We start from the raw sequence: 12626 nt of genomic DNA on the forward strand, positions 1-12626 counted from the left end.
GCCCTACGGGCCTGACCCTGGATGAGGCGTCTTCCGTGGGAGTGGTCGTTTGCTATGCCCTCCGGGTGCGACCACGATGACTTTGCAGATGAAAGATCGCGGTGGAACCACCGCTCCTACGGAGCCGCGCGTGAAGCGTGATGCGTGCCGCGTCTCCCGTCAGAACAGACTCAGCTGATCATCATTGCGGGCTTTGCGGGGGCGGGACTTGCGCCGGCGGCTGCCGTGCTTCTGGTTAACCGCGCGGCTCTGTTCGCGGAAGCCGGCCCGGTGACGGGCTTCTGCCAGCCTTGCCCTGGCCTGCCGGACGGCCACATCAAAATCCACTAGCGGTGCCGGATAATCCTCACCGATCCGCACACCACCTTCCTTCTGCTGACGCGCGCCCATGTGCCAGGGCTGGTGAATCCAGCTGTTCGAGACGCCTCTCAATTCCGGCACCCAGCGGCGAATGAATTGCCCCTCGGGATCCAGTTTTTGCGCCTGCAGGGAGGGGTTGTACATGCGCAGCGCGTTGATGCCGGTGACTCCGGCCTGCATCTGAATCTGCGGATAATGAATACCCGGCTCGTAATCCACGAACAGCCGCGCCAGGTGCAACGCCGGGTCACGCCAGTGCAACCACAATGGATAGCAAGCCATGGACACCAGCATGGCGCGCATGCGGAAGTTGATCCAGCCGTGGTGATGTAGATAACGCATGGCCGCATCCACCAGCGGCCAGCCAGTCTGGCCGGCTTGCCAGGCATGCAGCCATTGGGGATTGCCGGGCTCGCTGCGCAGATCCCGCAGGGCCGGATGGAGACTCTGGTGCTCCATGTCCACCTGGTCTTCCAGCTTCTGGATAAAGTGACAGTGCCACCACAACCGCGATTCGAATGCCGCCAGTCCATTGGCCAGCGGCCCGGCGGTTGCCTGTTGCTGGGCCTGCCACAGTTGCTGCACCACCTGCCGCAGAGAAAGGCAGCCCCAGGCCAGATAGGGGCTGATACGCGAACCACTGTGCTCGGCCTTTTGCGGGGCACTGATACCGCCGCGATAACCCCGCGCCCGTTGCTCGAGAAAGCTCTGCCACACGGTCTGCCCGGTTTCCGAACCACCCCGCTGGCGCCCGGGACAGGATTCTCTTCCCCTGCCTCTTGGCAGGTTCAGATCCGGCCAGTGCGGCGACGGGGCCGCCGGTTCGCAGGTAGCGGGCAACGTGGCCTGCGGCGACATCATGAAGTCGTGCCAGTGCTCCGCCCAGTCATCCCGATCCTCACAGGGACGGATGACGCCAAACGGCGGGGTTTCCTGCCAGGCCACCTGATGCGCATCACACCAGCGTTTTATCGCGAGATCCCGTTGGTAGGTCCAGTTGCCGCCGTACTCTTCATGGCTTCGCAAACTAAACCCACCCAACTGTTGGTGCAGCCGGGCGAAGACCTCTACCGCCTCCCCTTCCACCACCCACAGCGACAACCCGAGCCGGGCCAGCTGACGACGCAAATCCCGCAGGCTTTCGGCAATGAAGGCCCACTGCCGTGCACTGCTGTCAGGCTGCTGCCAGTATTCCGGTTCGATAATGTAGAGCGGCAACACCGGGCCGTTGCGGCAGGCGTCTGCCAGCGGCCAGTGATCAGCGATGCGCAGGTCACGCTTGAACCAGACCACCTGGGTCGTCACGAGACCTCCCGATCACTTTCGGGCAGGGAGACGATGGCCGCAGGGTAGCCTTGCCAGACGGGCTCATTGCCGTGAGCAAAATGCAGCTTGAGGATCTGCTGACGGGACAGGCCATTCATCACCGGCAACCAGTGACGGACATACTCCGCCTCGGGATCGTGTCGCCACCATTGCCGGGTGGGACTGAAGCGGCGACCGCCCTGGGCATCGTGACCCACGCCGACAATGTAGGCCCAGTTGCCCCAGTTGGAGGCCACGTCATGGTCCACCAGATGATGCTCGAACCAGCGCGCCCCGCGGCGCCAGTCGAGACCAAGATCATGAACCAGAAAGCTGGCCAGATTTTGTCGACCGCGGTTGGAAAGATAGCCGGTGGCCAGCAGCTCTTTCAGGTTGGCATCAATGAAGGGCAATCCGGTTTCTGCTGCGCACCAGGCTTGCCAGTAGCGCGAGGCCAGCTCATTTCCGGGGAGCCTGGGTAACGGGCTGTGGTCGAACAGCTGCAAACCGGTATAGCGAAAAACCTCGGCGCCATATTCTCGCTGGGACCAGTGAAAGAACTCCCGCCATAACAACTCAAAGCGCAGCCAGTAGCTGTGCTGGTCGCCACCGAACTGTTGCTCGTAGTCGAGAATGGCATGCCAGACATGGCGCACCGACAAACAGCCCCAGGCCAGCGCGGCACTCAAGCGGCTGGAGTAGCCCGTGCCGATCAGTTGATTGCGGGTTGTCTTGTAATGGCGAAGATGGCGATCTTCAAACAGATACTGTTGCAACCACTGGCGGGCAGTCTGCTCGCCCCCGGACAGTGAGAAATAATGTTGCGGATCCCGTTGCCAGTTGCCTCGCGCAGCGCCCAGCGCCGCCACTACTGAGCCTGCCCACTCGGGCAGCGGCAATGGATTCGCCGCCGGCAGCAAACGCGGATCGCCTTCCGTGCCGTCTATCTGCGGGCCACCGCGGCGTTCCACTTTTTTGCGAAAGCGGCTGAAGGTGGCCGGGAAGGTTTCTTCCCAGGGCAACTGCGAGGACGATAACAGGGTCCGCGTGCCCACTTCGTGTACCGTAATACCCTGTGTCCGCAGGGCATTGATGTCCTGCTGCTCTTCCGGTGCATCGGCCTCGGCGGTGACCACTTGCAGGGGCGTGCCCTGATGCCAGTGACACAACAATGCCGCCGGGGAGGCCAATGCCGTATTCAATGTCAGGCCGAGGCCATCCAGTGAAGCGGCGAGGTCCGCCAGGCATTCCTGCAGAAAAACCGCCTTGGCCGGCCCCAGCCGATTGATGCCTTCCGGGCCTGGCTGTGTCCAGTGTTCCGGCAGCACATACAGCGGCAATACCGGGTTGCCCAGCGCCGCCGCCTGGTGCAGCAGCGGTTGATCCTGCACGCGCAGGTCATGACGAAACCACACCACCGTGATCATGGCGATCGCTTCTCCCGTCGGCAGCGCTCGCTGCAGTAGATCACCGCGTCCCAGTCACGGGCCCATTTCTTCCGCCAGCTGAATGCGCGCCCGCATACCGGACAGGTCTTCTCCGGCAGTGATGACTTATTGCCTTTCCAGGTGGGTTTCATAGCGCATCCGGATCCGCCAGCAAGATTTTCGCACGGTTCAGCATGGCGTCCACCTTTCCCGAATCCATACGCTCCAGATTGCGATAGATCATGCGCATGCGGTGGTTACTGGCAAACTGCTGGCGATGGCGATGAATGAAATGCCAGTAGAGGCTGTTGAACGGGCAGCTGTCCGGCTCGCTGGCGGTTTTCACGTTGTACTGGCAATGCTTGCAGTAATCCGACATTCGATTGATATAGCTACCGGATGCCGCATAGGGCTTGCTGCCCAGGTAACCGCCATCGGCATGCATGACCATGCCGAGCGTGTTGGGCAGCTCCACCCAGTCGAAGGCATCGGCATAGACTTCCAGATACCACTGACAGATCGCTTCCGGCAGCACGCCGAGCAACAGGGCAAAGTTGCCGGTGACCATCAAGCGCTGAATATGGTGGGCGTAGGCATGGTCGATGGTGTTGCGGAAACACTCGGCCATGCAGTGCATTTTTGTCTCACCGGTCCAGTAGTACGACGGCAGCGGGCGATCGTTGCCGAGACGATTTTCCTTTGCGTAATCCGGCATCAGCAACCAGTAGATGCCACGCACATATTCGCGCCAGCCAATGATCTGGCGGATAAAGCCTTCCACGGCATTGAGCGGCGCATCGCCGGAAAAGTACGCCTGCTCGGCGGCCTGACAGACCACCATGGGATCCAGCAGGCCAAGGTTGATGTAGGGCGACAAGAGGCTGTGAAACAGGGTGTCTTCCCCTGTGACCATTGCATCCTGATAGTCACCAAAGTGCGGCAGGCGATGTTCAATAAAATGATCCAGCGCCTGCTGCACCTGCGCGGAGGTAGTGCCCCACTGGAACTGATCCAGGTTGCCGATGTGCCCGGCAAAATGTTCTGCCACCAGGGCCAGCACCCGTTGATCAATATCATCGCGCTCGAAGCTCAGCACAGGTGGCAGGGGCGTCTTGCCCTTGTAGGGTTGGCGATTTTTGCTGTCGTAATTCCATTGCCCGCCCACCGGTTCATCGCCTTCCATCAACAGGCCGGTATGGCGACGCATTTCCCGATAGAAGAATTCCATACGCAGCTGCTTCTTGCCGCTCGCCCATTGCTGAAAGAACGCAGGCGCACAAAGAAAGCGTGTGTCATCCAGGCACCGCACCGGCACACCGGCCGTATCTGCCCAGTGATGATCAATCTGTTGCTGCAGGCGATATTCACCGCAGTGGGTCACCACCACTTCCTCGGCATCCTCAGCGACAGACGCGAGCAATTCGTTGAAGCTGGCAAAGTCATGCTCACCGAACCCGTAGTAATCCACCTGCCAGCCGGCCTGTTCCAGGTCACTGGCAAAGTGCCGCATGGCACTGAAGATCAGGGCGATCTTCTGCTGGTGATGTTTCACATAGGTGGCTTCGTCGGCCAGCTCCGCCATCACCAGGCGGTCCTGGTGCTTGTTAAGCGCCGCCAGGGTGGGCAGCGACAGGCTGAGCTGATCGCCGAGGATGATGCCGATCTTCACGGGGTAATCCTTTCCATGATCAATACGCTAATGGTGCCCCGGGAGCCGTACAGGAGAAGTGAAGGCACCCGCCGCGGACTTGCCACACGTTTTCCCGCGCTATTTCTGGCACTATGTAAGACCTCGCGCCAAAGGGGTGGCGCAGCGCATTGAGGAACACACCGTGACATCCGCCTGGCAAGATCTAAGCAATCGCGAGCTGCACAGTGCCATCAACAGCCTGACGCCCTGGCAGACGGCTGAGGGGCTGGCCGCACTCCTTGAGCTGGCGCGCCGTACCCTCAATGCCGACAGCACCAGCTGGCTGATCACCTTCAGCGGCGACTATGGCCGCGACACCCCGGTGATTGACTGGATGGAAGGCTGGAAAGTCATGGATGTGGCTCACTGGCAAACCGGGCGGGAGGAGTACTGGCAGTACGTTGACGCCTGCCAGATCAGGATCAGGGAGGCCGGCGTCCTCACCCCGCTGACCGTTGAAGCCATCCGTCATGTGGGTAGCCACCGCTGCCATCGCCTCAGCCAGCTGGAGCAATCTGCTGGCCAGAATGATGGCCGTGGCAGGGATCGACTCAGTGGTGTCTACCACCTGAACAACCGGGCAGAAAGCTACCTGCTGGCAGACCGGACTGAGGGCAACTTCTCCGACAGTGAAAACCACGCCCTGATGGAACTGATTCTGTCTTTCCCGCGCCTGCAACACTGGCTGATGCTGGAACGCGGGCTGGCACGTCAATGTGAACGGCCCCTCTCACCCCGCCAGCAACAGTTGGTGCATTTACTGCTGCAACCTTTTAACAAAGCCGAGATCGCAGAGCGCATGGGGCTGGCACAGAGCACAGTGCATAGCTATACCATCGCGCTCTATCGCAATTTCCATGTCGGCAGCCGGCACGAACTCATGTCGCTGTGGCTGTCAGCTCCACAAGACGCCACTACCACTAAAAAGTAGGGGTTATCTCCTGCTCAGCGTCTATTTAGACTGAATCGTCAGCAGCCCCGACGAGGGGAAGGGTCGTCTTGCGGCCGGCGGCGCCTTGGGGGGCGAGTCCGCTGGCCGCCCCGGGGTATCTACACCAGCAAAATCTCGCCAGCAGGCTGGCTCCTACGGCTTGGGGATCGTGCCCTCCGGGTGCGGCCGCGACATGACACCAACCCGGAAATCGCGGTGGAACCACCGCTCCTACAAAAATGCCCCTCCCCTGTAGGAGCCCGCTCGCAATATCATGGGGGGTGACCAGGCTTACGCCTGAGCCGGATCGTCATGCAAGCATGGACTCCTACAGGAACAATCGCCCTGGCTGCCTGGCACCATAGAATCTCCTGCACCGCAGCTTCGGTATCTCGCGGCAATCTCGCACACGCTCCTGCGTGGACCGGAGTAACCACCACTAAAAAGTAGGGGTTATAGCCTCCCCCTCCAGCCCCTAAAATGCCAGTTACAAAAGTACACACTGGGGAAAGGGGGTCACCATGCGCCTGCATCGCGCCCTGGGGGTATTGTTGCTCAGCACACTGGCATCTACGCCTGTGCTCGCCGGGGACGATCACTATCAGGAACTGTTCAACACCTATCACGAACTGGTCGCCCTGCGCGAATCGCTGGATCAGACCGCACTGGTTCAGGGGGCTCAAGGGCCGCAGGGGCCGCAGGGCGTTCAGGGCGCCACCGGGGATACCGGTGACCAGGGCCCGGAAGGTGACGCTGGCGGCAGCAGCCTTTCCTCCGCGGATAGCAGCTACGTGACCAACAGGCTCGATCAGCTGTTTCTGGAAGTGAGCAAGTCCGAGCAGTGGTACGACGACATCGAACCCTATGCCACCGACGTCGTCAACCGGATCGAACGTGCCCTGGCCAATGCCCAGGCGCTGAATGCCGAACTGGATGCGCTGGAAGCGGGGGACGTGCAATGAAAAAATTGACTCCGATCCTGCTTGCCGCTGCTCTGGCCGCCTGCGGCGGCAGTGACAGCGACACCAGCACCTCTGTACTGAGCAACCAGATCGACAAGATCGAGCGCCAATCCGAGGCGTTAGGACAGGACATCGACAACAGCCTGCAAAGCCTGGAGCAGGAGTCCCGCGCGGTATCCGGCCCCTCCTCCATTATTGTCAGCCAGCTGTCCTCTGACTATCAGGCCCAACTGGCCAGCCACGCCAACCTGCTGAAAGAATGTGAGGCGCTGCGCAAGCGTATCGAACTGCAGATTGCCGACACGCCGGAGCTCAACTACAGCCGGCTGGAGGAATTGAAAGCCCTGAATGCGGAACAGGCAGAAGTCTGTCGCCAGCTGCCCGAACTCCAACCCGGCCTCGACAACATTGCCCAGTTACTGGACGGCCTGTCCGGCACCCTGCTGGCACTGGAACAGAAAGTCACCGATGCCAAGGCGCTGCTGGCATCACTGCAGGCCGATGCCCAGAACATTCAGCTGATCCCCGGCCCGATGGGACCGCCAGGCCCTCAGGGGCCACAAGGCCCCAAAGGTATGAAGGGGCCGCAAGGGGCGCAAGGCGATGAGGGAGCACATTTTACCCGTAGTGAAGTGGATACAATGTACGGCGATTTCATGGGCAGCTACGGCAAGCGTGACAGCGGCAACCTTGCAGAGAATGACCGCAAGGTAACGGAAATCGAGAAGGATCTGGAAGCCGTCATCGCGCTGCTGGTATCCATGCATGGCAAGGTGGCTGCACAATGAAAAAAGTGATTCTGACCACACTGATGACCCTGGCCGTTACCCCGTCACTGGCTGCCACTCTCACCGACCCCTGTGAAAATGCTGCCGACAAGATTGTCTGTATCGAGGGGAAAATTGCCGAGCAACAGGTGCTGATTGAAGACCGGATCGACTATCTGAATACCACGCAGGGGCCTGTGGGCATTACTGGCCCTGTGGGCGCAACAGGAGTACAGGGCCCCGCCGGCGCCCGGGGCAGTAAAGGCATCACCGGCCGCGACAACAAAACGGGACTGGAAACCGAATATTACGATCGCTACTGGGCTCTACTGAACCGGGATGTGAACCTCAGCTCCAATATTCTGACACCGCTCCTCAGGTTCGGGTTGATCGAGCAGGAGAATATCGGCGCGATGCCGCGACGGATTGCCGATCTGAACCGCAACCCGGACATTATCGGCGTGACTCCGGCCCAGCGCAGTGAGGCCGACCCGGCCTGGCTGGATTTCCCCAAAAATAGTGACGGCGTCTATCTGGATTCCTTCAGTGACACCTTCGAAAAAATTCTGTTCGTGTCAGATATCGATAATGAAGAGAACCTGCGCACCAGCCTTCTCTTCGATGGACAACCGGTGGAGGAGCATGTCGACACCGTTGCGCAATACTGCACGCTACGGCCCGACTCCGCGTTCTGTGGCACAGACATGGCCGGCCTGGCCGACCTTCGCTACATGACCAGTATCAAGCTGGATGAACTCAGGGAGCTGCCTCAGGAGATCACCGTTACCAGCGCCCGGGAATTCTCGATCTACAAGCTGGGCATGGAACCGGACGATCTGGCTTTCCTGATGGTCATCGACCACATCCTGGCATTGTTCGAGCAGGTCGAATTCAAGAATGCTGTGATGGCCAACATGAATGAAGCATTGGCATTGCTTGATTCCAGGCTGGATATCGAATCCAGCATTCTGCAGCTGAATATTGATGCCGCCGAGACGCAGGAGCTGAAAGACCAGTACCAGCAAGAGCTGGATACACTGACCAGTGACATCGCGTTTTCCAAACAATCCCTGGAAGACGGCCTTATTCTGTTTGAATCACTCAGCAGCGATGAGTACGGCTTGCGCAAGGAACGGCTGATCAACTACATCAACGATTCTGACCTGCTTTACGTCACGCTGATGAACTCCGCAATCGAGCTGTACTGGCAGTACAAGGACAACCCGCTGGCCATGACCGAAGAACAGCGCGCGGCCTGGAGCACTTTCGAGTTCCGCTTCATGTACTTCGCGGAAAGCTTCCTGTTCAAGTGGAAGGATGCGGCGCAAACCGAGAGAGATTTGTTCTTCCAGAATTACGTGGGTTCCAATCTGGATGGCCTGCTCGGTGCTCCCAGCACCCCCGACTTTGTCGACGCCGGGGCTGTACGGGTGGGTGACCTTTATCTGAAGAAGCAGCCCCCGGCCATCCAGACCTGGCAGACCGCCATGGCCTCAGCCACTACCGTCGCCTCCCTTGCCGGTGTCACTGCCGCGGGTTTTGGTCTGACCGCGGGCGTCGCCAGCGCAGCCGGCTCCAACATCGTGGCGGGATCCGCTGTTTACGGCATGTTTTCAGCGCTCACGGCCAGCAGCAGTGCTGGTGGCGGGGCGGCTGCCATTGGCGGCGCCAGCGGCGTGGCCAGTGCCGCCGCCGCACCGGTGGCCATCGTGGTGCTGGCCCTGACCGCCGGGATCATGGAAGGCATCGATGTGTTTGACCAGGCCGCCAAGGATGAACGATACGAAGCCTTCATGAATTACTACATTCATGCCGAGGATCCTGCCTCCCTGCACAATATCGATCTGCCCCTCGAAGATCGCCGCAACATGATCAACAACATGCTGTACATGTGGATGGCCAGTAACAGTCAGTTGGCGACGGATTGAGTGGCGAGGGACGTATCACATGGGCTCCTCCTGCAGGAGCTCATGCTTGCATGGCGATGAAAACCGTCATCAGAAGCGAGTTCCGAGTCTCGAGTTGCGAAGATCAAAATCCAAAAAAGGATTGTCATCCCCACTGCTGTCCCACAGTTTCATGAAGATCCTGAGGAGGTGGAGGTGCCTTCTCCTGTGGGAGCTTGCTTGCAAGCGAAGAGTCCTTTCCGCACCAACATTCGCCTGCAAGCAGGCTCCCACGAGACAGGCATCTGCGAGTGTCAAAATGCGGCGGTGAAATCCTGTTTCCCTAAACAGAGAAACCCGCCGGCTTGCCAGCCTGGCGGGTTTCGGACTTCTCTAAATCAAACTGTGGGACAGCAGTGTTGTCATCCCGGGCTTTGCCTCTCGCAACTCGGAACTCGTGACTCGTAGTTCCCTACGCAGATCGTCATGCGAGCATGGACTCCTACAGGGGGACGCTGCACGCTTCACGCAACAGGCATCACGCTAACCTTGCGGCTAGATCGCTTTTCCCAGTGATCTCTTTGGCCTCTGCGGTAAAGCCGATTTTGGTTTATCGCGTGTTGCGTGAAGCATGATGCGTGTTGCTTGCCCCCAACCAGAAAGCCACCGCATTTGCGGTGGCTTTCTGGTTGGGGGCTGGTGAGCGCCAGCGGGTCAGGCGACGGCGGCTTCCTGCTGCTCGTCGTTGTAGAGGGCTTCGAGACGGTCGCCCTGGGTCATCAGGTATTCGAACGCAGCCAGTGATGCCTTGGCGCCTTCGCCCATGCTGATGACGATCTGCTTGTAGGGCACAGTGGTCACATCACCGCAGGCGTAGATGCCTTCTTCGGAGGTCTGGCACTTCTCGTTGATCTCGATCTCGCCAAAGCGCGTGCGGGACACTACATCGCCCAGGAACTCGCTGTTGGGCACCAGACCGATCTGCACGAACACACCTTCCAGCGGCAGCAGCGTCACTTCTTCGCTGGCGCGATCGACAAACTCGATACCGCTGACCTTGCCATTGGTGGCCTTGATCTCGCGGGTGGCCACGTTCTTGTGGATAGTGACGTTGGCCTTCTCTTCCGCCTTGTCCACCAGCACCTTGTCGGCTTTCAGTTCGGGCATGAATTCGAACACCGTCACGGATTTGACGATGCCGGCCAGATCCAGTGCCGCTTCGATACCGGAGTTACCGCCACCTATCACCGCCACGTCCTTGCCCTTGAAGAAGGGGCCATCGCAGTGCGGGCAGTAGGCCACGCCGTTGCCCACGTTTTCTTTCTCGCCGGGCACGCCGAGCTCACGCCACTTGGCGCCGGTGGCGACGATGACCGTCTTGGTGTCGATCTCTTCACCGGAAGACAGCACCACCTTCTTGATTTCGCCCTTCTCGACGCGGGCCACCTTGAGGTGTTCCTTCACTGTGACGTCGTATTCATTCATGTGCGCCTGCAGCGCACCGGACAGTTCCGGGCCAGTGGTCTTCTTCACGGAGATCAGGTTTTCGATATCCATGGTGTCTTTCACCTGGCCACCGATACGGTCGGCGATCAGGGTCACCTTCAGACCTTTACGGGCGCTGTAGATAGCCGCAGCCACACCGGCCGGGCCACCGCCGATCACGGTGACGTCCTGCAGCGGCAGTTTTTCACCGGCGCCAGCCTGGGCGATGGTGGGCTCATAGGCCATCAGTTTGTCGATCAGCTCAGCCGCGGTCACCTTGCCGTTGGCGAACAGTTCGCCGTTCAGGTAAACGCTGGGCACACCCTGAATGTCACGCTGGTTGACCAGATCCTGGTACAGGCCACCGTCGATCATTTCAGAGGTAATGTTCGGGCTCAGCAGCGCAAACTGATTGAGCGCCTGGACCACGTCCGGGCAGTTGTGGCAGCTCAGGCTGATGAACACTTCAAAGTGCATTTCGCCCTGAACATTGGCCACCATGCGCTGGAGGCTGTCATCCAGCTTGATGTCGGTACCTGATGCGTGCAGGAAGGCCAGCACCAGGGAATTGAATTCATGGCCTGCGGGAATACCGGAGAAACGGATACCGGTGTCTTCACCGTCAGCTTCCAGCAGGAAAGAAATCGGGCTGCGCAGTGTGCCGCCCAGATCGCGCTCTTCGAACGCCAGATTGTCACTGACACCGGCGATGTCGGAGAGGAATTTCACCAGTTCGTCGCGCTTGCTATGGGAGCCGCTTTGCAGCACGAAAGTAACTTTCTTCTGCATATTGGCGGCGTAGCCCTTGAGAGCCTGCAAAATTTCATTCGTGAGCATGAGTCTTCCCTTAACGTGAATTAAGTAATCAGTGACCAAAAAAGCTTGGGGGTGCTGCCCCGGCGATCCTGCCGGAGCAGCAGACCGGAGTCGGGCTTAGATCTTGCCGACCAGGTCCAGGGAGGGAGCCAGAGTGGCTTCGCCTTCTTTCCACTTGGCCGGGCATACTTCGCCGGGGTGGTTGCGAACGTACTGGGCCGCTTTCACTTTGCGCATCAGGTCGTCGGCGTCACGGCCAATACCTTCGGCAGTGATTTCCATGGCCTGGATCACGCCATCCGGATCGATCAGGAAGGTAGCGCGGTCTGCCAGACCCTGACCTTCACGCATCACACCGAAGTTGTTGGTGATGGTGCCGGTCTGATCGCCCACCATGTAGTAGTTGATCTTGCCGATGGTGTCGGAAGTGTCGTGCCATGCCTTGTGGGTGAAGTGGGTGTCGGTGGACACAGAGAACACTTCTACGCCCATCTGCTGCAGCTCTTCGTACTTGTCAGCCACGTCGCCCAGCTCGGTGGGGCAAACGAAAGTGAAGTCGGCCGGGTAGAAGAAGAAGATGGCCCACTTGCCTTTCACGTCTGCTTCAGAGATCTCTACAAACTCGCCCTGCTTGAATGCGGTGGCGTTGAACGGTTGGATCTCGCTATTGATCTGTGCCATGTCGTTAAGACTCCCTAGGTTGGCTTGTTTGCTTGTGCGACGCCTAGAATGCGAAAAAGCTACTCATTGGTAAATTTGAAAGTCTTTATGGTGGCGATAGGGAATGCCTAATGACGATTTCATGGCGCTGACATGGGGGGCGGCTACAAGCTTCAAGCCTCAAGCTGCAACACGGGGACAGGCATGGAGAGAGGGTCTGGCGTTGCGGCCCCGCGCTGGGGGGGGGGGCCTAAAGGCCTTGCAGGAGTGGTCGTTTGCTATGCCCTGCGGGGGCGACCACGGGGCCTTCGCGGTGGAACCACCGCTCCCACAGTGG

10 protein-coding genes are annotated in these 12626 nt (G+C 59.5%); 4 read left to right on the plus strand and 6 right to left on the minus strand.

Annotated features, from left to right (window positions below; translation table 11 throughout):
- Positions 1–159: 159 nt before the first annotated feature.
- Genes MWU49_RS10010 through MWU49_RS10025 form a run of 4 tightly spaced genes read right to left on the minus strand, consistent with a single transcriptional unit; the run spans position 160 to position 4761 of the window.
- On the minus strand, positions 160–1665 hold the full coding sequence (locus MWU49_RS10010) for a deoxyribodipyrimidine photo-lyase (RefSeq protein ID WP_246971462.1): 1506 nt from the start codon (positions 1663–1665) through the stop codon (positions 160–162).
- A complete protein-coding gene (locus MWU49_RS10015; RefSeq protein WP_246971464.1) occupies positions 1662–3092 on the minus strand; it encodes a DASH family cryptochrome in 1431 nt (476 codons plus the stop codon). The genes MWU49_RS10010 and MWU49_RS10015 overlap by 4 nt, the downstream gene beginning before the upstream one ends.
- Positions 3089–3244, minus strand: a complete 156-nt coding sequence (locus tag MWU49_RS10020; protein WP_246971466.1) for a DUF2256 domain-containing protein — start codon at positions 3242–3244, stop codon at positions 3089–3091. Before MWU49_RS10020 ends, MWU49_RS10015 begins: the two co-directional genes overlap by 4 nt.
- A complete protein-coding gene (locus tag MWU49_RS10025; protein ID WP_246971469.1) occupies positions 3241–4761 on the minus strand; it encodes a cryptochrome/photolyase family protein in 1521 nt (506 codons plus the stop codon). Before MWU49_RS10025 ends, MWU49_RS10020 begins: the two co-directional genes overlap by 4 nt.
- Before the next feature lie 163 nt (positions 4762–4924).
- Between MWU49_RS10025 and MWU49_RS17865 the strand changes: the two genes are divergently transcribed.
- The 4 genes from MWU49_RS17865 (at position 4925) to MWU49_RS10045 (ending at position 9370) form a co-directional block, all read left to right on the plus strand.
- Positions 4925–5713, plus strand: coding sequence for a LuxR C-terminal-related transcriptional regulator (locus tag MWU49_RS17865; RefSeq protein WP_246971472.1), 789 nt, complete (start codon positions 4925–4927; stop codon positions 5711–5713).
- A gap of 521 nt (positions 5714–6234) precedes the next feature.
- Positions 6235–6675, plus strand: a complete 441-nt coding sequence (locus MWU49_RS10035; RefSeq protein WP_246971476.1) for a collagen-like protein — start codon at positions 6235–6237, stop codon at positions 6673–6675.
- On the plus strand, positions 6672–7463 hold the full coding sequence (locus MWU49_RS10040; RefSeq protein ID WP_246971479.1) for a hypothetical protein: 792 nt from the start codon (positions 6672–6674) through the stop codon (positions 7461–7463). Before MWU49_RS10035 ends, MWU49_RS10040 begins: the two co-directional genes overlap by 4 nt.
- A complete protein-coding gene (locus tag MWU49_RS10045) occupies positions 7460–9370 on the plus strand; it encodes a collagen-like protein (protein WP_246971481.1) in 1911 nt (636 codons plus the stop codon). The genes MWU49_RS10040 and MWU49_RS10045 overlap by 4 nt, the downstream gene beginning before the upstream one ends.
- Positions 9371–10042: 672 nt before the next feature.
- Here MWU49_RS10045 and ahpF read toward each other — a convergent pair.
- Positions 10043–11650 (minus strand): alkyl hydroperoxide reductase subunit F, encoded by a 1608-nt coding sequence (ahpF, locus tag MWU49_RS10050; RefSeq protein ID WP_246971484.1) that lies wholly within the window; start codon positions 11648–11650, stop codon positions 10043–10045.
- Between the two features lie 96 nt (positions 11651–11746).
- Positions 11747–12310: an alkyl hydroperoxide reductase subunit C gene (ahpC, locus tag MWU49_RS10055; protein WP_246971486.1), complete on the minus strand. Its 564-nt coding sequence runs from the start codon at positions 12308–12310 to the stop codon at positions 11747–11749.
- Between the last annotated feature and the right edge of the window lie 316 nt (positions 12311–12626).

Source organism: Alcanivorax sp. S6407, from assembly GCF_023016115.1.
Taxonomy (GTDB): Bacteria; Pseudomonadota; Gammaproteobacteria; order Pseudomonadales; family Alcanivoracaceae; genus Alcanivorax.

Bases quoted from the DNA above. Each gene is read 5' to 3' on its own strand.
- MWU49_RS10015 (WP_246971464.1), bottom strand. From the start codon at position 3,092: ATGATCACGGTGGTGTGGTTTCGTCATGACCTGCGCGTGCAGGATCAA.
- MWU49_RS10020 (WP_246971466.1), bottom strand. From the start codon at position 3,244: ATGAAACCCACCTGGAAAGGCAATAAGTCATCACTGCCGGAGAAGACC.
- MWU49_RS10035 (WP_246971476.1), top strand. From the start codon at position 6,235: ATGCGCCTGCATCGCGCCCTGGGGGTATTGTTGCTCAGCACACTGGCA.
- MWU49_RS10040 (WP_246971479.1), top strand. From the start codon at position 6,672: ATGAAAAAATTGACTCCGATCCTGCTTGCCGCTGCTCTGGCCGCCTGC.
- MWU49_RS10045 (WP_246971481.1), top strand. From the start codon at position 7,460: ATGAAAAAAGTGATTCTGACCACACTGATGACCCTGGCCGTTACCCCG.
- ahpF (WP_246971484.1), bottom strand. From the start codon at position 11,650: ATGCTCACGAATGAAATTTTGCAGGCTCTCAAGGGCTACGCCGCCAAT.
- ahpC (WP_246971486.1), bottom strand. From the start codon at position 12,310: ATGGCACAGATCAATAGCGAGATCCAACCGTTCAACGCCACCGCATTC.